The following is a 21,086-nucleotide window of genomic DNA, read 5'->3' as shown; positions in this document are numbered from 1 at the left end:
TTGCGGAGAAACCGCCAAGATTAGCTCTTGACGGCTCCGGCGGTTAAACCCGAAATAATTTGTTTCTGCAAGACGATGTACACGATGATGACCGGAATGGAAACGATGACTAAATCCGCGAATACCAGGTTCCAGTCGCTGGAGTGCTCCCCCTGAAAGAAAAACACGGTAATTCCGAGCGTGTATTTCTTTGCCGAGTTCAGAAAATAAATGGCGGTTGCAAAGTCGTTCCAAACCGAAATAAAAGTTAGGATAATCGCGGTAGCGTTCATCGGTTTCAGTAAAGGGAAAATAACCCGGAAAAACAATCCGTACCCTTTAGCTCCGTCAATGACGGCTGCCTCGTCGATTTCGCGGGACAGGCTGTTGAAGAAGCCGATGTACAAAAAAGTGATGATCGGATATGAAGTCGCCACATAGACCAAGATGAGACCGACATAAGTCGATTGCGTCAGTCCTAATTTGAACAGCATCATATACGTCGTAATGATCGATAACGGCAGCACCATGCCGGCCAGCAGCAGAAATTGTACCGTGTTCGTAAAAAAGTTTTTTCTGCGTTGAATGACGAAGGCGGAAGTACAGCAGACGACAAGCACGAGGAAAACGCTGCTTCCCGTAATGATCAAGGAATTCCAGAAAGCGGTAGACACTTTGGCTACCTTAAGTACTTCGGTGTAGTTCTCGTAGATGTACCATTCGGTCGGCAATGAAAATTTGAAATCGGCCGCCTCAGCCGGCCCCTTAAAAGAAGTGAATACAATTAATAGAAGGGGGACAATAACGATGGCGCTCAGAACGAGGCCGATGATTTCCAGCGGCCATTTACGAGATCGGGTGCTCATGCGTCATACCTCCACTTCTTTTCTGCTGATTACCAGGTTCAGAATGCCTACGATGACGATAATCAGAAGAAATAGCACCAGATTCGCCGCTGTAGCCGCTCCGTATTGCCCGTGACCGAAGTTTTTGTAAACGATCGTGCCGATGACTTGCGAAGCGCCTCCCGGACCTCCTTGCGTCAGAGCGAATACGATCGCAAACACTTTCAGTCCGCCGATAAGCGAAAGAAATAGGTTGGCTTTAATATTCGGTAACATCTGAGGGATCGTAATATAAAGCAATTTCTCCCAACCGCTGGCGCCTTCAATCGTCACCGATTCATAGGAATCTTTAGGAATCGATTGCAGACCCGCCAGGAAGATCGCCATATGAAGGCCTGTAAACTGCCATATTTCTACGAATGATATCGAATACATGACAAGATGAGGATCGGTAATCCAGGACTGGGTCAGCCGATCCAAATGAAGCATCCGCAGAAACTCGTTCAACAATCCGGCGGAAGGATGATAAATGGCCGAGAAAGCGAGCGCGACGGCTACCGTACTGAGGATGGCCGGAAAGAAAAATACGGATCGCAAAAATGTCGCGAATCGCAATTGTTGATTAACGAGCAGCGCCAAACCTAGCCCTAAAGCGATTTTCAGCGTCGTTGTCATGATGGTGAATATAAACGTATTCTTTAACACGAGAGAAATATTGTCGACATCGAGCAAATCTTTGAAGTTGTCCCAGCCGATGAAGGTCGAGGCTTGGAAACCGTTCCAGTTCGTGAAGGCATAATAAAAACTGCCGAACGAAGGCGCGACGAAGATCGCCAAATAAATGATTAATCCAGGTAGCAGCATGCCGTATGTGTAGTTCGTTTTCATCAGTTTGCTCATCTGTTTGGTTATTTGAATAGCGGATCGTTTTTCGCTTTGGCGTCTTTCGCATATTCTTTATCCATCGCTTCGAGCACTTGTTCCGGCGTCTTCGAACCGACAAGCGCGTCTTGCAGGAAGGCGCCGAAATCGCCGAAGTTATAATCGAACCCGTAAGCGAAGTTTGGACTGAATCTGCCCGCGTCAACAAAGGATTTGCCGTCCAATTCAGCCGGTGAAAGTTTCGTTTCCGTTACGCCTTTAATCGCCGGAATGCCTCCTTCGTTGCCGAAGTACAGGTTTTGCGTTTCGATCGACTCGAAAAAGTTCACGAATCTTTGTGCGGCTTCCTGATTTTTGCCTTTTGGCACGAACATGCCGTAAGGCGCGAATACAGGAACAATGTCCGTGTCGTTGCCGTCGAATGGCATAATGAACGAGCCAATATCGTTCACTTGATCCGGGAATTTCTTGCGGATGTCGTCCATCACCCAAGTTGCCATATGGTACATGCCCGCCGTGCCTGTTGCCAGCGCTTTCTGGGCGGCGCTGTAGTCGTCGGACAAGTAGTCTTTTTGAACGTAGCCTTTGTCTTTCAGATCGACAAGCGTTGCAATCCCTTTTTTCAAGTTGTCGTACTCGACAAATTTCCCTTGATTTGTATTGATTTTTTGGGCCAGATCGTTATATCCCTTTTTGCTGGCGGCATCAAGCGCAAGTAGCTGAAGAGACCAAGCTTCTTTGCCTGCATAGAATACAGGTGTTTTTCCCGCTTTTTTGAGCGCTTCGCATACGGCCAAGTATTCATCGTACGTTTTCGGAATTTGCAGGTTAAGTTCGGTGAATACTTTTTTGTTATACAACACTACGGAAACGTTGGAACCCCAATACGGAGCCGCGTAAAACCCGCGATCGCCTTTTAAGTTCTCTTTATCATCCAATGCTCTTACCCATGCCGCTTTGTCGAAGTTTTCCATCCACGGCTGGTCTTCTTGTTTCACGAAAATATCCGCAGGCGCGCCGAAATCTTTGAAAAGGTTGCCGGGGAAGTAGAGCAAAATGTCCGGCAAATCCTGCGTTGCAAACCTTGTTTTGATGAGATCGTTGCCGGCGTCGGAATCGGGAACCTTCTCTTCAACCAGTTCGAACCCATGCACCAGCGCATCTTTCTTGATCGCGTCCCAGCCCGATTTGAACCAGGTCGTGTGGCCGAGCACTTTAAGCTTGACCGTCTCAACCGGTTTGTCCGATGCAGTCGGACTGCTGGATGCCGGCTGCGTTTCCGTTGCGGTCGCCGCAAGCTTGCTAGCCTCCGCGTTGTTGTTTTTGTTGCTTGAACATGCGGCCAAGAAAATCGTCGTCGTGACGATCAGAGCCGAGACCAGCATCCTCTTTGCCATTAAACCCTTCATGTACTTTCCTCCTGAGAGACTATTTTTGTAACTGCTTACACGAAGAACTTTAGCCCAATTTCAAAGAGCCTTAAATAGAAAATCTTACACGCGGGAGTGGATAATCTTACACAGGTCGGAATGAGAAAATGATATAAGATAATCCACCTGGAGAAGTGAAATTATCTATTTAACGACCTGTGTTTTCACGTTATGATTAAAAATTAAGCGGTTACAATCGAGGTGGGCAGCTATGTTCTCATTCCGGACATTCCAAGCGAAATTATTTATTACGTATTCGATCTTTCTTCTCATTTTCACCCTTATTATTAGCGTTCCGATGTACTTCTACTTGAAGCATGCGACAGAGAAAAACATTATTGTCGGCACGCAAAATACGGTGTCCGGCATATCCGACAATTTGGACAGCTATTCCAGGCAATATGAAAATATGACGATGCAAATCTACTTAAAAAATAACCCCGCTTACTCGAATGTCATCCAATCTCTGCAAAATTTGAAGTCCCCCCGGAATGACAAAGAAAAATTAGAAAGCTACAACAGCATTGAGAACAGTATAGCAATCTTGTCTGCCATTAATAGCAACGTTTATCGCATTAATATTTTTAACGCCGCCGGCTTGTTTTTCTCTAATAAGCCGTCCGATTCCCCGAAAGATCGAATAAGCGCGGATCATTGGCTGCAAAAATCAAGATCGGCGCAGGGTGCGACGGTGGTTGGATATTTCAACAGCGATCGGTGGGTGGATAGCGAGTCGCCGCACGTCTTCTCATTTATGCGGATGATCAAATGGGCAGGCACTGAAATCGGCTATCTGGAAGTTCAATTCATAGCGGACGATCTGATCTCGCCGGACAAGCTTGAGAACCTTCCCGGAAACACCTTTGCAATCTTCAGTGATAACGATGTTTTGTATTACAAATCGAACGAAGCCGGCAAGAACGCGTTTAGTCAGCAAATCGAAGCGTATCGTCAAGTGACAACGGGCAAGGCGAACGGGCATTATCGGTTGAAAAATAACGGGGCGAAAGAAATCGTCGTTTACCAGCATGCCAAAAACACGTCGTACACGCTATTGTACGCCGTCCCGGAATCCCGATTATTTGCGCCTCTCCAAGTATTTCGGAACGTTACGTTTCTATCCATTTTTGCTCTAATCTTGCTGTCGATTCTCGTGTTTTATATCTTGTCCAAAGCGTTGACTTACCCGATCAAAAAGCTGAAAAAAGTGATCGATACGATCGATTTGGACGACAAAAAAATTAAAATAAGCAATGAATTCCGAATGGATGAAATTGAACTGTTAAATCGCTCCTTCCTGTCGATGAACGATCGGCTGCAGCAGTCCCTTGAGGAAACGGTACGCTTCCGCACCTTGCAGATTCAATCTCATTTCGAAGTGCTTCAAGCGCAGATCAATCCTCACTTTTTATTTAATATGCTCGGCGTTATTACGATTTTTTCCGAAGAGGAGGGGGCGACGAAGGCGGCCGGCGTAAGCGAGAAACTGGCGGATTTCTTAAGATACACGATTATCCAGGCCGATCCGATTACGACACTGGAACAGGAATTGAAGTTTGTTCAAGATTATTTGGAATTGATGAAGACGAGATACAAGCACCGCTTGCAGTTTGAGCTTACGGTTCCGGAAGAGATGAACACCATTCTTATTCCGAAGCTGACCTTGCAGCCGTTAGTGGAAAATGCGATCCATCACGGGTTTCAGGATATCGACAGGGGACTCGTTGTCACGATATCCGGACACATAGAAGCGAACCGCTGGTACCTGACGATCCGGGATAACGGCAAAGGCATGGACCCAGCACGGCTCGAAGTGCTAAATCAGGAAATGCAGGCCTATTCAGACGGTCTCGATTCGACTACTACCCAGGGAGAACGACTAGCGTTAGGCGGTATGGGGATCATCAGCACGTATACTCGCATTAGGCTTTACTACAAAACTCTCATAGATTTCAAGATTGGCAATAATGAGCAATATGGCACGTACATTACGATTTCGGGTTTTTTTCAAGAAGCTGCGGTCAAAGGAGAGAGACAATGAACATCCTGTTGGTCGATGACGAACCGATCTTTATCGATAAGCTTAGGTTGATTATTGAACAATTCAGCCGCGAAACCGGTATTGCAACGACGATTACCGGAGAAGCGTACAGCGCTCAGGAAGCGCTAAAAGGGATTACGGCATTTCCGCCTGATATCGTGTTCACGGATATTAAAATGTCGAGCATGAGCGGCGTCGAACTGGCAGCGATTTTGCAAAAAGATTGGCCAGGTATTTTCGTCGTCATCATTAGCGGATACCCGTCTTTCGAATACGCGCGTGAAGCCATGCGTGCCAATGTCGTAGATTACTTGCTGAAGCCGATCAAAGCCGGTCTGGTGAAGGAACAGTTGCTCCGTCTGCACCCGCAAATTCTCCTTAAATCCTATCAATTAGGTAAACGGCTTATCCAACAATTCATGGAGAACGATGTTCGCGATGATGCTGGGGAAGATGAGCTGCTGCACAAGGATGATTTATTTCCCTGTTATCGTATTCTTGTCTTCCCGAATGTGGAGGGCGGCTATACGGATCGTCTCTTGCTGCAACAATCCGAGAATCGGCATGCCTCCTATATTACGGAATTGCAGCGCATGATCGGCACGCGAAACGCGGCGTGGATGTTCAATTCACATGACAGCCGCTCTTACGTTGTGGTTATCGGATACGATCATGCGGAGGGACTGCAGCTCCAAACAATCGCAGTCACAACCCGCGAATATTTCTCCAATGACGGAGTGCCGGTGACAATTGCTTTCAGCGGAGAAATCGACAGTTTGGCGAAGATGAAATCTACGATTCAGCAACTGCTGGATTGTTTATATCACCGACTTGTCATCGGTAAGACCCAAGATATCCATGTGGAGGAAGAGAAGAACCTGGCCCAAGCTGCTGCGTTTACGCACTTTAAGGCACACCTCGAAACGAAGCTTTCCTCTCTATTCGCCAAGAAAGATGCGTCTTCATTAAAGAAAGAATTTCTTCAGTTGTTCCAAGTATGGAAGAGTGAGCAATGTCCGAGCGTCGTGATCGAAAGTAACTTGAAACGAATGATTCGGCTAATGGAACGGAGCCATCATGCAGCGGATGCCATCGTCAGCAAATCATCGGAGAAGGCGATCGAAGAAGTTTTGCATACGGCGGTTTCCTTCGAAGAGGCGGCGAGTTTCTGTTGGGAAGCGATCGCGAAAGTGCTTCCGTTTCAATCCACGGAAACAGATCTGCATCACGCCGCACCGTTGTTTGAACGCATTCATCATTACTTAGTCTCTCATTTGAGCGAGCCGATTGGCCTCGCCCAGCTTAACGAACAGTTTCACGTGTCTAATACGTTCTTAAGCAATTTGTTTCGCAATTACGCCAACGCTTCTTTCGTGGAATACTTCACGACGCTCCGCATGGATAAAGCGAAAGAACTCATTCGGGATCACCCGGGAATGATGCTTAAGGATATCGCGGAACTTGTAGGGTTCGGGGATCATCATTATTTCAGCAGAGTGTTCAAGACCGTTACAGGTCAAACGCCGAGCGAGTATAGAAGCGGGCTGTAGAAGATTGTTCATATTTTGTATTTGTCGCGAAGCACGCGCATCTTCATTTTCCTGATTACAGGGGAATGGGGCGGCGCGTGTTTTTTGGTGTTTCAAGCGACTGTTGGGGCATTAACGCTATGTTATAATGAGGAGGAAAAGGAATGGAAATTGAAAGACTGAATCCGAAGAACGACTTCTTGTTCAAACGATTGTTTGGCGAGGATGAAGGAAAGCCGCTGCTGATTGGCTTGCTGAATGCAGTGCTTAGGCGTGGGAAGAAGCAGTCGATTACAGATGTAACCATCGTAGACAATACGCATCTGGGACGCGAATTGGTGGATGACAAGGAAGTTGTACTCGATATTTTATGCGAAGTCGACGGACATCCTGGAAATCCACTTTATTGAATGCCCGAAATTCCAGCACGTTGTGTTTGATATTAACGATCCGTTGCATCATTGGCTCAGATTTTTGGACCAACACACGACAACCGAACAAATGGAGGAGTTGATGAGGATGGATGAGACGATCAAGGAAGCGGAGGCGCGTCTGAGTTATCTGGCAAGCGACGAGGAAACGCGCAGATTGTATGCGATTCGGGAGAAAGCGCTGCATGATCGCGCGAGTTGGTTGGAAGATGCGGAAGCAGAGGGAAGGGAAAAAGGCAGGGTAGAAGGCACGGCAGAAACCTTAAAGCTGACAGCACTGAGAATGCTTCAAAAGGGGCTCCCGATTGCCACCATTAGCGAAGTGACCGGGCTAGACGAGAAGGAGATAGAATCTTTGGATCATTCGAACAGTAAATGATCCGTTTGATGCTAAATACGATTAAAGCCGCTGTTCTGCCTTGACGGGCCGTTCGGCGGCTTTTCGTTGCCGATTTTTTAACAATGACCGTCTCTCCCCAAATCATCTCGCCATGTTCCCGCCACAGCAATAAGTTTCAGCGCAAAGTTTCCTATCGCCGGAACCGTTCCCCTTATCGCCACTCTAAAGTGCCTGCCCGGGTAATTACGCCTCCGTGAAACTTCTTTTCGCAAATTCGATAAAACCTCGCGAGGCATGGGATAAGTAACCGTCTTTACGCCAAATAATCGCGATGTTCCAAGGGATTGCAGGCAGCAGCTCGCGCTTGACAGTGATGCGTTCAGGTTCAATGCGATCGAAAATAATTTCCGGTAGCAGAGTGATGCCTAGGTTGGCCGCAACCATCTCGAAAATAAAATCCCAGTGCGAGCTTTCATAGATGATGTTCGGTTCGAAACCTTCGCGAATGCATACTTCTCGCACGCTGCTATTCACTTTGAACGTACTTCCGAACAGAATAAACTTCTCCTCGCGTAAATCCCGCAAAGAGATAACACTGCGATGGGCGAGGGGATGATTCGGATGCAGGCCGAGCGTGATTTTGCCGTTCACGATCGGCTCGACATTAAACTCGTTCTCGTCTACGGGAAGCATGACGACGGCAAGCTCCAGATTTCCTTCCAATATGGATTGCTCGAGCACTTTGCTGCCATGCTCGACGAACGACACGGTAATGAGAGGGAACCGCTCCTGAAACTTCGCGATAAGATCGGGAAACAACCGTGCGCCAATGAGCGGAGGGATGCCGAGTTTGATGCTTCCGCTTCTCATTTCATTTAAGTCGGCGAACGCGGAATGAAGATTGGCGAGAGACGCCGTTACAATTTGAGCATGGGTACGCAGAAGTTCTCCGGCTTCGGTAAGCTGCGCTTTGCGGGTCGTTCTGACGATCAGCGAGGCACCCAATTCTTGTTCGAGCGACTTGACCGCCTTGCTTAGATTCGGTTGCGAGACATGGAGGTTTTCGCTTGCTTTGGTGAAGCTGGCATGTTTGGCGATCTCCAGAAAATAAACGAGATGGCGAATTTCCATAGCCGTGCCCTTCCTTTCGCGATGATATATTCCAAATACGCATAAATTCTATTCTACATATATATTTCTCATATTGAAACATCGTTTGTACAATCAAGAAGAAAACGCTTAACCGAAAGAGGTGCGCAGCATGTTTCAGTCGATAGCTGTAATTGGTGCAGGAACGATGGGGCGCGGCATTGCACGACTTCTGGCCGGGCACGGAAGCCGGGTGACTTTGTACGACCCCAATCCCGAGGCCCTTCATGCGATGAAGGCTAGTAGGGTTGAGGCGGAAGAGAATCTTGGCCTCCAGCTGACGACAAATTTGCAGGAGGCGGTACGCCATGCGGAATTGATTTTGGAGGCGGCGCCCGAAAACCTGGAAATCAAACGTGCGATATATGAACAAATAGCAACCACAGTTGGTGAGGACACAATCATTGCCTCCAATACTTCCACGTATCCGCTTGCCGTTCTGGCCGAACATCAGCCGTTTGCGGATCGGATGCTGATTGCTCATTTTTTCAACCCTGCCGATATTATTCCGTTGGTCGAAATCGTACAGCTAGAGACGACTCGGCCGGGATTGGCGGAAAGACTCGCGGATACGCTCCGGACCGCCGGAAAAGTACCCGTCATGCTCAACAAAGATGTCCCGGGATTTCTGGCGAACCGGCTGCAGGCGGCGGTGATGCGCGAAGCTTGCCATTTGCTAGAAATAGGGGTGGCGACGGCAGAGCAGGTGGATACCGCGGTAAAAGAAGGGCTTGGTCCACGCTGGGCGCTGAACGGGCCTTTCGAAATTGCCGACTTTGGCGGGCTTGATGTGTGGGAGAAAGTGACAGGTCATCTGTTCCCCCACTTAGGCAGAGAGACGGAAGTTCCGGAGGCGATTGCTGAGCAAGTACAGCGCGGGCGGCTCGGCTTAAAGAGCGGAAGCGGCTTCTATGAATATGGGGATGCCGGTAATGGCGAGCAAACTGTCCGCCAGTGGCGTGACCGATTAACGAAGCTTATATGTTCAAGGGAGGATTAAGCTGTGAAATCGTTGGATCGCAAAATCGCATTGATAACGGGCGCCGCCAGCGGCATCGGATTGGAAATTGCCAGAGAGTTCGCTAGAGATGGAGCGATCGTCGTCATTGCCGACATGCAGGGCGAACGAGCGGAAGAAGCAGCCAAACAGCTGGAAGGAGAAGGCTTCGAGGCGCTAGGCATGGCATGCGATGTCACACAAGAAGATCAGTTTGCACAAGCAATTGCCGAGACGCAACGGAAGCTGGGACGATTAGATATATTGGTCAATAACGCCGGTTTGCAGCATGTGTCTTCGATCGAGCATTTTCCGGTGGAGAAGTTCGATTACATGTTAAAGGTCATGCTGACAGGCGCTTTTATCGGTATCAAACATGCATTTCCGATCATGAAGCAGCAGCATTGGGGACGGATTATTAATGTAGCCTCGATTAACGGATTGGTCGGCTTTGCCGGCAAAGCGGCCTACAACAGCGCCAAACACGGGGTCATTGGCTTGACGAAAGTCGCTGCGCTGGAAGGTGCCGAATACGGCATCACGGTTAACGCGTTATGTCCAGGATATGTCGATACGCCGCTCGTAAGAGGCCAGTTGGAAGACTTGTCCAAGGCCAGGGAAGTGCCGCTCGAGCGTGTGCTCGAAGAAGTGATTTATCCGCTTGTTCCGCAGAAGCGCTTGCTTGGCGTTGAAGAAGTGGCACAATTCGCCGCGCTGATCGCGGGCGATAAGCTCAAAGGAGTGACCGGGGCTTCGCTCGTAATTGACGGGGGTTATACAGCACAATAGGAGGCGATAGGAGCATGAATAAACTAGTACATTCCATAGCTGACGCCATCGATGATATTCCGGACGGGGCAACACTGGCTGTCGGCGGATTCGGGCTTTGCGGCATTCCGGAACATTTGATCGCTGCGCTGAAAGACCGGGGAACACAAGAACTGACGGTTTACAGCAACAACTGCGGCGTAGATGATTGGGGGCTTGGTTTGCTGCTGGCGAACAAGCAGATTAAGAAAATGATCGCTTCCTATGTCGGGGAAAACAAAACGTTCGAGCAGCAATTTCTTAGCGGGGAACTGGAAGTGGAGCTCGTGCCCCAAGGTACGCTGGCCGAGCGGTTGCGCGCCGGAGGAGCGGGCATCCCGGGTTTCTATACACCGGCGGGCGTTGGTACGCTAGTAGCAGAAGGCAAAGAGCACAAATCTTTCGGCGGGCGCACCTATTTGCTCGAACAAGGCATTGTCGCCGATTTCGCGTTTGTTAAAGCATGGAAAGCGGACACGTATGGCAATCTTGTATTTCGCCGTACGTCACGCAATTTTAACCCGTTGGTCGCCGCTGCAGGAAGGGTAACGATCGTCGAGGCTGAGGAGATCGTAGAGCCGGGCGAGCTGAATCCGGACGATATTCATACGCCAGGCATCTATGTGCAGCGCGTCGTTCAGGGAATCGGATATGAGAAACGAATCGAACGCCGCACCGTGCGGAAGGACTAGGAGGGCATACAGATGAGCGATGATCGCAACAAAATCGTGCAGCGCGCATTGCAAGAAATCAAGGCGGGCATGTACGTCAATCTGGGCATCGGCTTGCCGACGTTGATCGCCAATGAAATTCCGGCAGACCGTCATGTCATGCTTCAGTCCGAGAACGGGCTGCTAGGCATAGGTCCGTATCCGCAGACGGGCGATGAAGATGCCGACCTGATCAATGCCGGCAAAGAGACGATAACGGCCGTCAAAGGTGCTTCTTACTTCAACAGCGCGGAATCATTCGCAATGATCCGCGGCGGTCATGTCGATCTCGCGGTACTGGGCGGCATGGAAGTCGCCGAGAACGGGGACTTGGCCAACTGGGTGATTCCCGGGAAAATGGTTAAAGGAATGGGCGGCGCGATGGATCTTGTTCACGGCGCCAAAAAGATCGTTGTCATCATGGAGCATGTGAATAAATATGGCGAGTCGAAAGTAAAGCGGGCCTGTACTTTGCCTCTAACAGGACAGGGTGTCGTGCATCGGCTCATTACCGATTTGGCTGTGTTTGATTTCCTGGATGGCGGTATGGTTTTAGTCGAGCTGCAATCAGGCACGACTTTGGATGAGGTCAAAGAAAAGACTGAGGCTGCATTTACGGTCAGCCCAGATGTGCTGAGGACGTCGACTGCGGGGCGGGAGGGGGATTAACATGAGAGATGTCGTCATTGTCAGCGCCGTGCGAACGGCAATTGGCAGTTTTCAAGGGGCATTGTCCGCTATTTCTGCGCCAGATCTCGGAGGAATTGTCATCCGGGAAGCGTTGCTACGAGCGGGAATATCAGACGAACAGGTCGATGAAGTCATTATGGGCAACGTCCTGCAAGCCGGTCTCGGGCAAAATCCGGCCAGGCAAGCGTGGCTAAAAGCGGGATTCACTGTGGCAGTTCCGGCAATGACGATCAACAAAGTGTGCGGTTCCGGATTAAAAGCGGTGATGCTGGCGGCTCAAGCGATCAGTCATGGAGATGCCGACATTATCGTGGCGGGCGGCATGGAAAATATGAGTCTGGCGCCGTATGTGCTCCCGGGAGCGCGCTCCGGTCTCCGCATGGGCGATACACAGATGATCGATTCGATGATTCGGGATGGGCTGTGGTGCGCGACGGGCGATACGCATATGGGGGTCACCGCCGAAAACGTAGCAGAGAGATACGGGGTAACTCGTGCAGAACAGGATGAATTCGCGGCGCTAAGCCAGATGAAGGCGGAAGCTGCGATTCGGGATGGCGTTTTTCAAGCGGAAATCGTACCGGTTCCCGTACCGCAAAGAAAAGGCGAGCCTATCCCTTTCGATCAGGATGAGTTTCCTCGCGCCGGGACGACTGTCGAAGCGCTCAGCAAATTGCGTCCGGCATTCCGCAAAGACGGAACCGTTACAGCAGGCAACGCTTCCGGCATTAATGATGGAGCTGCAGCATTAGTCGTCATGTCCGCGGAAAAAGCGAGTCAACTCGGCGTGAAGCCGCTGGCGCGTATTCGCGGTTATGCAAGCAGCGCGCTAGACCCTTCGATTATGGGGATGGGCGCTTGGGCTGCCGTAGACAAGTTACAGGCGAGCACGGGAACATCCACAAGCGATGTCGATTTATTCGAGCTGAACGAGGCATTCGCCTCGCAGGCGGTCGCGGTTACCCGGGAGCTTGGCGTTCCAGGGGACATTGTGAACGTGAATGGCGGTTCCATCGCGTTGGGACACCCGATCGGCGCAAGCGGCGCACGCATTCTGGTCACGTTATTGCACGAGCTTGGCAGGCGCGACGGTAAGCGCGGCGTCGCCGGTCTTTGCATCGGTGGCGGCCAGGGCGTTGCGATGATGGTCGAGAAACCTTGATTTACGTTAGGAGTATTCAGACACGCCCTAGATGATCGCAAACAGCTTCCTGTACTGCAATGGAGAGATGCCTTGCCACTTCTTGAAAACATGACTAAAGTTGTGCAAATCATCGTACCCGACCAGGCTGCCGATGTATTCGATTTTGTAATCCGTCTCTCTCAAGTAACGCTTTGCCGCCTGATGGCGCAAATCTTGCAAATACTTTTGCGGCGACATGCCGAATGCATTCCTGAATAGACGTATAAAATGGTCCTCGCTGACGTTCAAGCGCTGGGCCATTGTTTGGTTTGTGAAAGGCAAATGCAAATTCCGTTCAAGCTCCTCTTTTAATTCAAGCAACTGCGCGCCGTAAGCGATTGAGACAAGCTTTTCCGGTTCCTCAGGCAAGTTCAGCAAAGTAGCCAGAATAAGCTGCATGTAACCTCGGCAGACGAGCAGCGATTCCGGTTTTCCGCTATGAAACGATGTCGAGATTTCCTCCATCCAACTGACGATATTCGGCGGGACAGAGCGGTAGCAGCGGGCAAAAACAAGTCGGCCGTTGTCGGCTGTCGGCCAGAAGCAAAATTGCTCCTCGCTCACATCGCTTTCTTTAACGACCATGTCTCCCACGACAGCCATTTCTAGTTCGTCGTAAAGGTCGAAGTGAACGCCGAGCAATCGGATATAAGGCGTCGCAAATGTTTCGACCTGATGTTTGACGGCTGGGGGCAATACGAGTAAATCACCGGCGTAATAGATGACAGGTTCCGCAAGATCCTCGTAGTACACAGCCATGCTGCCGTTGTAGACGTACATCAATTCGCCGTCGTACAGCCTTCTGGTTTTTCCGCGAATGGGAGCAATAGTTTGATGGGAAGCCCAGTGAATGCTTGGCGCGAATTCGCGTATATCCAGAGTGCGAGTGTGTGGCTGCACAAATGGGGATGTCATGGACGGTCATCTCCTTGCGATGTCGGAAATTCACAACCGTTATTCGGGAATAGACAAATACAAAAGGATTAATCTCATGATAGCATACATTCATCAACTGAAATTCACAAATATTTGCGATGAGGTGTTGGCGTGGGTAAGAAATCGGACAGCGTAAAAACGAAACTGGGCGTCATCGGGGTTGGACCACGAGGCAGAGGTTTGTTCCAATTGCTGTTGACGATGGAAGACGTAGACGTAATCGCGGTAAGCGACTTATACGAAGATAGAATGCATGATGCTACGCAGGATGCGAAGGAAGCGGGCAAAACGATCCCTGCGACGTACCGCAGCTATAAAGAGTTGCTGGCACAGGCCGACGTGGAAGCGGTTGTCGTCGCGTCCTCCTGGACAAGTCACATTGAGATCGCTATTGCGGCGATGAAAGCAGGTAAATACGTCGGTTGCGAAGTCGGAGGCGCTGCATCGCTTGAAGAGTGCTGGGAGCTTGTAAGGACGGCGGAAGCGACAGGCGCGCATTGCATGCTGCTTGAGAATTGCTGCTTCGGCCGCGAAGAGATGGCGATTCTGAACATGGTCAGAAAAGGCTTATTCGGAGAACTCGTCCACTGCCAAGGCGCTTACCAGCACGACTTGCGGGATGAGGTAGCGCTTGGCATCGAGAACAGGCATTACCGGATTCACAATTACCTTCACCGGAATGGCGACGTGTACCCGACTCACGGACTGGGATTGCCTGCAGCTTGCTTAAACATTAACCGTGGCAATCGGTTTATCAGCTTGACTTCGCTCGCTTCCAAAGCTCGAGGCATTAACGCGTGGGCGAAAGAGAATCTCGGACCGGATCATTTGGCGGCACGCTCCAATATTGCGCTTGGCGACGTCGTAACGACGATGATCCAATGTGCGAACGGCGAGACGATTTTGTTGACGCACGATACGTCATTACCGAGGGCGTATTCAAGAGGTGGGCGGATTCAAGGGACGAAAGGCCTTTGGATGGAAGACGGCAACGTGATTCATCTAGAAGGCGCGAGCCCGGCTCATGCATGGGAGTCGTTCGACGGATACAAAGAAGAGCATGAGCATCCGGTATGGCAGAAATTTATGCAAGAGGGCGTGCAGGGTGGTCATGGCGGGATGGACTATTTATGCTTGAGAGACTTCCTGTCCGGCGTGAAGACGAACTCCGCACCTTCGATCGACGTCTACGACATGGCTTCCTGGATGGCGATCACCGTCTTGTCGGAGCAATCGGTACGGTTCGGAGGTACGGCGGTCAGCTTTCCCGACTTCACGAACGGCAAATGGATCGAACGGAACGAGGATATGTTGGCGGGTACTTTTTAAGAAAAAGCGGGGACTGTCCAATGAGGTTTTAACCTTATTGGGCGGTCTCTTTTTTTGGTAGAGTAGTGTTTACAGGATGCGACTGATATTATCAGTTTTCCACAAAAAATAATCAGAATAATGCATGGCTTTTTTGTCTGATTGATACAAATTGTGTCTTTTATCCTCCGTTTTTGTGAAATTTTACCTTTACAGAGGTTACAGTAAAATGGATAATGTAGGGTGTAGAGAGCGACCGTAACAATTAAGGATGGAAAGAACTAAGGAATAGCGTTACATGATAGTCTAATTAGCACTTATATAGGTCGTATAGAAGTTCTCTACAAGATTTAGGCACCATGTTTCTATCATCTTATTGAAGATTTGGAGGAATATTAGAAATGAAAAAGCAGGTCATATCGGCGGCGCTTTCGACCGCAATCGTATTTGGCACAGTAAGTACGGGAAGCGTTATCACAGCTGCTTCTTCTCCATCCGGCTTCTCTGACATTCAAGGCTCATTTGCGAAGGAGGCGATCCAGCAACTGCTAGACAAGGGCATTATTCAGGGCGATGGATCGGGTAAGTTTGATCCGAAAGGCCAGTTGACGCGAGCCCAGTTCGTTAAGATGATCGTTCTGTCGATGGGATTAAAAGTGGACGAGTCTGTGACTCAGTCTACTCAATTCAACGATGTGCCTTCGTGGGCTGCCGCTTTTGTTGACGCTGCTTTCAAGGCGCAATTGATCAAAGGGACGGGTGTACATACGTTCAGCCCAAATCTTGCGTTGACTCGTGAACAAGCTGCTGTCATTATGGTGAACGCATTGATCTCCGCTGGTAGTATCTCGAAGGATGAGAAAGCCGAACTGACTTTTAAAGACAGCGACACCATTTCGAGTTGGGCGAAAGACGCGGTAGCTCTTGCGTTTAAGCTCGGATTGATTAAAGGTAACACGGACGGAACATTTAACCCGAAAGGCCAAGCAACGCGCGAGCAAGCTGCTCAAATGTCATCGAACTTCATTGATACTTCCGACAAATTGGAAAAAACGAATCCAGAGCCTGAACCGACGACTAGTCCTCAACCTACGAGTTCTCCGGGCACAGGTACTCCTGGTGGCGGCTATAACGATCCGTACACATATGTAAGTTCGTGGGAGCAACTTAAAGATGCAGTAATCGTATCGAACAAAATGATCAGACTTTCTACGGACATCACGGTGAACGGCGTGATTGACTTAACGGCTACCGGCGTAACGTTGGATGGCAATGGTAAGACAATTACGTTTACGGGTGCCAACAACATGCTTGTTCGTGGTAATAACGCGAAGATAAGCAATGTAACGTTCAAGAACTCATCGGACTATAATCTCGAAATTTACAATGTAACGGGAGTTACTTTAAACAATGTGACATCGAATTTGTCGGGTAAAGGCGGAATACTGATCAACGCCTCTACAGTCACGGCTTCGAACATCCACACCTCCGGTAACGATTGGGGCGGTATTGAAGTTGCCAAAGGCGATGGCGTTGCTGCAGAATCTGATCTGACGATTTCGGGAACAAACAGCCATACAGAATCTGTCCCAATCTGGACGATTGGTGCATCGACAGTATCATTTGATAACAACAGTCAGTACATTGAGATTCAAGATAAGCGAAGCAATAAAAGCAACTACAAGAACTATTTATTGAAATCTACCGTAGAAGTTGTTGACGATTTGGCTGAGTTGAAAACAGCTGTCGCTAAAAGTAATGTACGGATCGTACTTAACGCTGATATTCCAAACATCAAAGAGACTATAGCGATCACAGGCCACGATGTTATTCTTGACGGTTTTGGACATAAAATCGGAATCGTTGATCCAGCTGTGGTATCGAACAAGTATCTATTCGTTGTCCAAGAGACAAATAATGTTGTGATCAACGATGTTATTTTTACAAATGAAAAAGAATTTGGAATTCAAGTGTACAAATCAACGAACGTAACCTTAAAAGGTGTAACTGCTGAATATTCCGGTAAAGGCGGAGTACTCGTCAATGGTTCGACTGTCACCGTAAAAGGCATCACGACTTCCGGCAATGCATGGGGCGGTATTGAAGTTGCCAAAGGCGATGGCGTTGCTGCAGAATCTGAGCTGACGATTTCGGGAACAAACAGCCATACAGAATCTGTCCCAATCTGGACGATCGGTGCATCGACAGTATCATTTGATAACAACAGTCAGTACATTGAGATTCAAGATAAGCGAAGCAATAAAAGCAATTACAAGAACTATTTATTGAAATCTACCGTTGAAGTTGTTGACGATTTGGCTGAGTTGAAAACAGCTGTCGCTAAAAACGATGTACGGATCGTTCTTAATGCTGACTTTTTGGGAGTTAATGAATCGATTGACGTTACTGGCACCAACGTGACGATCGATGGATTCGGACATGAAGTTGCAATATCGGGTATAGGGAACCGTTTCATTGTATCCGGTGACAATGTCACGATTAACGATGTAATCTTTACTAATATAAATGAATACGGTATTCAAGTTTACGATGCTACAGGCGTAAAGTTGAACCGCATTACCGCGCAAGATTCCGGTAAAGGCGGGATACTGATTAATGGGTCGCAGGTAACGGTGAACGCTATCAAGACCTTGAGGAATGAAAATGGTGGGATCGAAGTATCGAATGGTGCAGGAGTCGGGTATTCTGAACTTAACGTTACTGGAACGAACGTTCACGACGATAAGACAGAAATAGCAATCTGGACAATTAACGAAGTGGATGGCGGTGTGGTAGCAGACAACAATATAGTTGTTGGCAGCATAACGCAATATAAAACTGCAGAAGAAGCTCTTGACAAACCAGGCTACACCTACTACAAAGTAAAACCCCCAACGCCATAATCATTACACAAAGAACAGGCTCTCCAGACATTTATCTGGAGAGCCTGTTCTTTGTACATCAATGAAACTGTGTATGAAAGCAATCTCACTTCTCTATTCCCCATCAAAATAAGGAATATATTAGTGCTCCGTGGGACATTTTCATTTACAAAGATGATGATAATCTTAACGATAATATACACAACAGTACTTCTGGTAATCGATCAGATGATAACGGGGGATTACTCCGGAGTTATGTGCCTGCCGATTTTGCCGTATTTGAGGAAATATCGGTTCGACGGCTCTATTTCCGTTCAGGCGGCAAGCAAAGGAGTTTAATCGGATATGACGATATTAACGGAATAAACTAAGCGAGTGGGTTGATTGACAATCGACTTGGCGTACCGATCTCCGGCGACGATTTTTCAGATCGGCGAATGCAACTTCTATCGCGGCTTCTTCTCGAGGCGATCGCGGCCGGAAAAATCGACGTCGGTACATACGTAACGCATCGTTGTTCGTTCGAAGAGATGATAGGACAGTTCGAGCATTGGTTGAAGTCGGAGACAAAAGTGATTAAAGCTATAGTCGAACTATAATTCACCTACTTCAATCGCTCCAATCGGTAACGTCCTGGCGAAATGCCCATCTTGCGAGTGAACAGACGGGTGAAGTAATGGACGCTATTGAACCCGGACAACTCGGCGATTTCCTGTATCGATAAGGAAGAGTTTTTTAAGTGATAAGCAGAGCGTTGCAGCTTCTCTTGCAAGACATAATCGATAAAGCTCATGCCGAGCTCCTGACGAAACAAGCGGGACAGATGGCGACTGGAAATATGCAGATAATCCGCGATTTCCGTTAACGTGAGTGGCTGCGACAAGTTATCCCTTAGAAATCGAATGGCTCTGTTTAACGTATGTACGGACGCTTTATACTTGATCGGCAGATAATCCGTCTCGGTCTGGTCTGATTTGAACGTCGGGTAAAAAGACAGCAGCAACGAGAGTGCGACGCTTCGGACATAAGGCTCGGCCATCGAATCGGGCGCTGCTAGGTAAGCGAACAGGGCTAGCCACGTTAAAGCAGCCGGAGAGTTGTCCGCACGGTCGATGATAAAGCGCTCCGACCTGGAAAGTCTGGCGAAGCTTTGGACGATCGACTCTTCCGACCGGTGTTCGTCCAGTTCGAAGGCGATGAAGAGCAAATACATGCCCGATTCGCTGCGAATTTGGTGAGTTACGCCGGGGCGGGTCATGAACATCGTTCCTTTTGCGAGAGCAAAATGAGAATCGGGCTCCCAATAAGTACCTTCACCGTCGAGCACGTAACATATTTCGAAAAAGGAATGGCGGTGGACCAGATTGTCCAAATGGCAAGTGTCGATGCCCCAGTAATGGACTTTGAAGCACGCAGACTCGTTCTCGAGCTTCAAAGCGACAGTGTTTAAGTAAGCCCAGCATCTTGCGGCTTCTTCAAGTTCCATTGGCATCGTCCGCCTTTCATGTCCGAAAAGTGCAATTACATGACAGATAAAAGCAAATACATTTCTCGTACTCTTCCCTACAATAACATTATGATTACGCATCATCAATAAAGGGGAGGACTACGGATCATGATTACGAGAGAACAGGCGGAATTTTATCGAGAGAACGGTTATTTGTTGGTTGAGGGCGTTTTTAACAGGGAAGAAGTCGAAGAAATGCGCGCGGCGACCGAAGCGATTATCGAGCGAGCCGCATTATCGAAATTCGACCACAACGCTGCGTGGCAAGGAGAGTATTTGCCTCCCGAGCAATTAAAGAAGCTGGTGCTGAAAGGCTTCCATGATGTTCACTACCATGACGCGGCATTCACGCGGGCGCTTTGCCATCCTCGCATGGCATCGATTCTGAAAATGCTCATTGGCCCGAATGTGCAAGTTCATCATTCCAAAATGCTGGTTAAGCCTCCCGAGAACGGTGCGGCGTTCCCAATGCATCAGGATCATCCGTATTTTCCTCACGAACGACACACAATGATGGCCGCGAGTATCCACATGGATGATGCCGACTTGGAGAATGGGTGCCTTCAAGTGATTCCGGGCTCACATAAGGATGGTCCAATTCCGCATGTCGGGTCGCACTATTTGAACCATAAGGAATTTCCGATCTCGATGGGCACGCCCTGCCCGGCCAAAGCGGGAGACGTGCTGTTCTTTAACTACTTGACGATCCACGGCTCCGATGTGAACCGTAGCACGAGACCTCGCAGAAATGTGCTCGTGCAGTACCGCGATCCCGAGGACATGCCGTCCGCCGACGTGCACGTCAACTGGGGACAAGGGCTTATGGTGTGTGGTCATAATCCGATATTTAAGGAATATAAGGGGGCGCACTAAATAGTTGCTCCGGCATTTCCTCGTCTATTATAAGGTCAAAGGTCGCGCCCATCGCAGGCAGCGACCTTTTTGCGTGACTTGCGTACTGCAAGGAACTCACGTTACTGCCGTTCGAAAGCGACAATCCAGTCTCCTTGAACGGCCGCATAACCTTCGTCCCCTTCAACGAGCAGGCCGTAAAGCTTCTTCACGTCGAGATATTCCCGCCGGGAGCCATCTTCGAATTCCAACGTTACATAGTAATCCGTGTGTGACGAACCCCTCGTGTGCGATATACCATTATCGTCATTATGATGATGGCCCGAGCTACTTCTAACATTCATACGTTTAGCGACGACTTTTGCATATACGGATTCTTTCGGAGATCTGGCGTTCTTAACGTAACGGGCTCCGCTAAAAATCATCAATCCAATCATAACGACAAATACGATGACGATGAAAATAGGGACGATCGTAAACATGGCATTAAAACCCCCGCCCCCCGGTGGTTCTGGGAACAAAGTAATCCCTCCGTTTCCAAACTTTGCATGATTTATAATATACGAGAATCTAACCATGCAGTTGCGC

The 21,086-nt window shown here is 48.9% G+C and carries 19 protein-coding genes; 12 read left to right on the top strand and 7 right to left on the bottom strand.

Features of this window, described 5'->3' with window-relative positions; translation table 11 throughout:
* Positions 1-20 precede the first annotated feature (20 nt).
* Genes ACFPOF_RS15055 through ACFPOF_RS15045 form a run of 3 tightly spaced genes read right to left on the bottom strand, consistent with a single transcriptional unit; the run spans position 21 to position 3,115 of the window.
* Positions 21-845, bottom strand: coding sequence for a carbohydrate ABC transporter permease (locus ACFPOF_RS15055; protein ID WP_378133997.1), 825 nt, complete (start codon positions 843-845; stop codon positions 21-23).
* A gap of 3 nt (positions 846-848) precedes the next feature.
* Complete coding sequence (locus tag ACFPOF_RS15050) at positions 849-1,712, bottom strand: carbohydrate ABC transporter permease (RefSeq protein WP_378133994.1); 864 nt, start codon at positions 1,710-1,712, stop codon at positions 849-851.
* Between the two features lie 20 nt (positions 1,713-1,732).
* The gene (locus tag ACFPOF_RS15045; RefSeq protein WP_378133992.1) at positions 1,733-3,115 is read right to left on the bottom strand and encodes an ABC transporter substrate-binding protein; all 1,383 of its coding nucleotides are present in this window, start codon (positions 3,113-3,115) and stop codon (positions 1,733-1,735) included.
* Between the two features lie 232 nt (positions 3,116-3,347).
* Between ACFPOF_RS15045 and ACFPOF_RS15040 the strand changes: the two genes are divergently transcribed.
* From ACFPOF_RS15040 to ACFPOF_RS15025, 4 genes are all read left to right on the top strand, one after another.
* Positions 3,348-5,177, top strand: a complete 1,830-nt coding sequence (locus tag ACFPOF_RS15040; RefSeq protein ID WP_378133990.1) for a cache domain-containing sensor histidine kinase — start codon at positions 3,348-3,350, stop codon at positions 5,175-5,177.
* Positions 5,174-6,727 carry a response regulator transcription factor gene (locus ACFPOF_RS15035; protein WP_378133988.1) on the top strand — a complete coding sequence of 518 codons (1,554 nt, stop codon included), beginning with the start codon at positions 5,174-5,176 and terminating at the stop codon, positions 6,725-6,727. Before ACFPOF_RS15040 ends, ACFPOF_RS15035 begins: the two co-directional genes overlap by 4 nt.
* Positions 6,728-6,870: 143 nt before the next feature.
* Complete coding sequence (locus ACFPOF_RS15030; RefSeq protein ID WP_378133986.1) at positions 6,871-7,116, top strand: PD-(D/E)XK nuclease family transposase; 246 nt, start codon at positions 6,871-6,873, stop codon at positions 7,114-7,116.
* Positions 7,049-7,516 (top strand): Rpn family recombination-promoting nuclease/putative transposase, encoded by a 468-nt coding sequence (locus ACFPOF_RS15025; protein WP_378133984.1) that lies wholly within the window; start codon positions 7,049-7,051, stop codon positions 7,514-7,516. The genes ACFPOF_RS15030 and ACFPOF_RS15025 overlap by 68 nt, the downstream gene beginning before the upstream one ends.
* Positions 7,517-7,720: 204 nt before the next feature.
* Here the strand turns inward: ACFPOF_RS15025 and ACFPOF_RS15020 are convergent, their stop codons facing one another.
* Complete coding sequence (locus ACFPOF_RS15020; protein ID WP_378133982.1) at positions 7,721-8,608, bottom strand: LysR family transcriptional regulator; 888 nt, start codon at positions 8,606-8,608, stop codon at positions 7,721-7,723.
* A gap of 130 nt (positions 8,609-8,738) precedes the next feature.
* Between ACFPOF_RS15020 and ACFPOF_RS15015 the strand changes: the two genes are divergently transcribed.
* Genes ACFPOF_RS15015 through ACFPOF_RS14995 form a run of 5 tightly spaced genes read left to right on the top strand, consistent with a single transcriptional unit; the run spans position 8,739 to position 12,992 of the window.
* Positions 8,739-9,626, top strand: a complete 888-nt coding sequence (locus tag ACFPOF_RS15015; RefSeq protein ID WP_378133980.1) for a 3-hydroxyacyl-CoA dehydrogenase family protein — start codon at positions 8,739-8,741, stop codon at positions 9,624-9,626.
* 3 nt (positions 9,627-9,629) lie between these two features.
* Positions 9,630-10,412, top strand: a complete 783-nt coding sequence (locus tag ACFPOF_RS15010; protein ID WP_378133978.1) for a 3-hydroxybutyrate dehydrogenase — start codon at positions 9,630-9,632, stop codon at positions 10,410-10,412.
* A gap of 14 nt (positions 10,413-10,426) precedes the next feature.
* Entirely contained in the window at positions 10,427-11,122 is a 696-nt protein-coding gene (locus ACFPOF_RS15005) for a CoA transferase subunit A (protein WP_378133976.1), read from the top strand.
* Between the two features lie 12 nt (positions 11,123-11,134).
* Complete coding sequence (locus ACFPOF_RS15000) at positions 11,135-11,809, top strand: 3-oxoacid CoA-transferase subunit B (protein ID WP_378133974.1); 675 nt, start codon at positions 11,135-11,137, stop codon at positions 11,807-11,809.
* A gap of 1 nt (position 11,810) precedes the next feature.
* A complete protein-coding gene (locus tag ACFPOF_RS14995) occupies positions 11,811-12,992 on the top strand; it encodes an acetyl-CoA C-acetyltransferase (RefSeq protein WP_378133972.1) in 1,182 nt (393 codons plus the stop codon).
* 27 nt (positions 12,993-13,019) lie between these two features.
* On the opposite strand, the gene ACFPOF_RS14990 is transcribed toward ACFPOF_RS14995, so the two are convergent.
* Positions 13,020-13,928, bottom strand: a complete 909-nt coding sequence (locus ACFPOF_RS14990; protein ID WP_378133970.1) for an AraC family transcriptional regulator — start codon at positions 13,926-13,928, stop codon at positions 13,020-13,022.
* 132 nt (positions 13,929-14,060) lie between these two features.
* Here ACFPOF_RS14990 and ACFPOF_RS14985 point away from each other — a divergent pair, with 132 nt between their 5' ends.
* Positions 14,061-15,278: a Gfo/Idh/MocA family protein gene (locus ACFPOF_RS14985; RefSeq protein ID WP_378133968.1), complete on the top strand. Its 1,218-nt coding sequence runs from the start codon at positions 14,061-14,063 to the stop codon at positions 15,276-15,278.
* A gap of 380 nt (positions 15,279-15,658) precedes the next feature.
* Positions 15,659-18,160 carry an S-layer homology domain-containing protein gene (locus ACFPOF_RS14980; protein ID WP_378133966.1) on the top strand — a complete coding sequence of 834 codons (2,502 nt, stop codon included), beginning with the start codon at positions 15,659-15,661 and terminating at the stop codon, positions 18,158-18,160.
* A gap of 583 nt (positions 18,161-18,743) precedes the next feature.
* Here ACFPOF_RS14980 and ACFPOF_RS14975 read toward each other — a convergent pair.
* The gene (locus ACFPOF_RS14975) at positions 18,744-19,625 is read right to left on the bottom strand and encodes an AraC family transcriptional regulator (RefSeq protein WP_378133964.1); all 882 of its coding nucleotides are present in this window, start codon (positions 19,623-19,625) and stop codon (positions 18,744-18,746) included.
* A gap of 129 nt (positions 19,626-19,754) precedes the next feature.
* Here ACFPOF_RS14975 and ACFPOF_RS14970 point away from each other — a divergent pair, with 129 nt between their 5' ends.
* Positions 19,755-20,519 carry a phytanoyl-CoA dioxygenase family protein gene (locus tag ACFPOF_RS14970; protein ID WP_378133962.1) on the top strand — a complete coding sequence of 255 codons (765 nt, stop codon included), beginning with the start codon at positions 19,755-19,757 and terminating at the stop codon, positions 20,517-20,519.
* 101 nt (positions 20,520-20,620) lie between these two features.
* Here ACFPOF_RS14970 and ACFPOF_RS14965 read toward each other — a convergent pair whose 3' ends face one another.
* On the bottom strand, positions 20,621-20,980 hold the full coding sequence (locus ACFPOF_RS14965) for a DUF2500 domain-containing protein (protein ID WP_378133960.1): 360 nt from the start codon (positions 20,978-20,980) through the stop codon (positions 20,621-20,623).
* Between the last annotated feature and the right edge of the window lie 106 nt (positions 20,981-21,086).

The sequence above is a fragment of the Cohnella soli genome, from assembly GCF_042655525.1.
GTDB classification, from domain to species: domain Bacteria; phylum Bacillota; class Bacilli; order Paenibacillales; family Paenibacillaceae; genus Cohnella; species Cohnella soli.
The sequence above is the reverse complement of the archived record's forward strand: the minus strand, read 5'-3'. Positions and strand labels throughout refer to the sequence as shown.

What these genes read in the sequence shown, in the direction of transcription:
- ACFPOF_RS15055 (WP_378133997.1), bottom strand. Translation starts at nt 845, where the DNA reads ATGAGCACCCGATCTCGTAAATGGCCGCTGGAAATCATCGGCCTCGTT.
- ACFPOF_RS15050 (WP_378133994.1), bottom strand. Translation starts at nt 1,712, where the DNA reads ATGAAAACGAACTACACATACGGCATGCTGCTACCTGGATTAATCATT.
- ACFPOF_RS15045 (WP_378133992.1), bottom strand. Translation starts at nt 3,115, where the DNA reads ATGAAGGGTTTAATGGCAAAGAGGATGCTGGTCTCGGCTCTGATCGTC.
- ACFPOF_RS15040 (WP_378133990.1), top strand. Translation starts at nt 3,348, where the DNA reads ATGTTCTCATTCCGGACATTCCAAGCGAAATTATTTATTACGTATTCG.
- ACFPOF_RS15035 (WP_378133988.1), top strand. Translation starts at nt 5,174, where the DNA reads ATGAACATCCTGTTGGTCGATGACGAACCGATCTTTATCGATAAGCTT.
- ACFPOF_RS15030 (WP_378133986.1), top strand. Translation starts at nt 6,871, where the DNA reads ATGGAAATTGAAAGACTGAATCCGAAGAACGACTTCTTGTTCAAACGA.
- ACFPOF_RS15025 (WP_378133984.1), top strand. Translation starts at nt 7,049, where the DNA reads ATGACAAGGAAGTTGTACTCGATATTTTATGCGAAGTCGACGGACATC.
- ACFPOF_RS15020 (WP_378133982.1), bottom strand. Translation starts at nt 8,608, where the DNA reads ATGGAAATTCGCCATCTCGTTTATTTTCTGGAGATCGCCAAACATGCC.
- ACFPOF_RS15015 (WP_378133980.1), top strand. Translation starts at nt 8,739, where the DNA reads ATGTTTCAGTCGATAGCTGTAATTGGTGCAGGAACGATGGGGCGCGGC.
- ACFPOF_RS15005 (WP_378133976.1), top strand. Translation starts at nt 10,427, where the DNA reads ATGAATAAACTAGTACATTCCATAGCTGACGCCATCGATGATATTCCG.
- ACFPOF_RS15000 (WP_378133974.1), top strand. Translation starts at nt 11,135, where the DNA reads ATGAGCGATGATCGCAACAAAATCGTGCAGCGCGCATTGCAAGAAATC.
- ACFPOF_RS14995 (WP_378133972.1), top strand. Translation starts at nt 11,811, where the DNA reads ATGAGAGATGTCGTCATTGTCAGCGCCGTGCGAACGGCAATTGGCAGT.
- ACFPOF_RS14990 (WP_378133970.1), bottom strand. Translation starts at nt 13,928, where the DNA reads ATGACATCCCCATTTGTGCAGCCACACACTCGCACTCTGGATATACGC.
- ACFPOF_RS14980 (WP_378133966.1), top strand. Translation starts at nt 15,659, where the DNA reads ATGAAAAAGCAGGTCATATCGGCGGCGCTTTCGACCGCAATCGTATTT.
- ACFPOF_RS14975 (WP_378133964.1), bottom strand. Translation starts at nt 19,625, where the DNA reads ATGGAACTTGAAGAAGCCGCAAGATGCTGGGCTTACTTAAACACTGTC.
- ACFPOF_RS14970 (WP_378133962.1), top strand. Translation starts at nt 19,755, where the DNA reads ATGATTACGAGAGAACAGGCGGAATTTTATCGAGAGAACGGTTATTTG.
- ACFPOF_RS14965 (WP_378133960.1), bottom strand. Translation starts at nt 20,980, where the DNA reads ATGTTTACGATCGTCCCTATTTTCATCGTCATCGTATTTGTCGTTATG.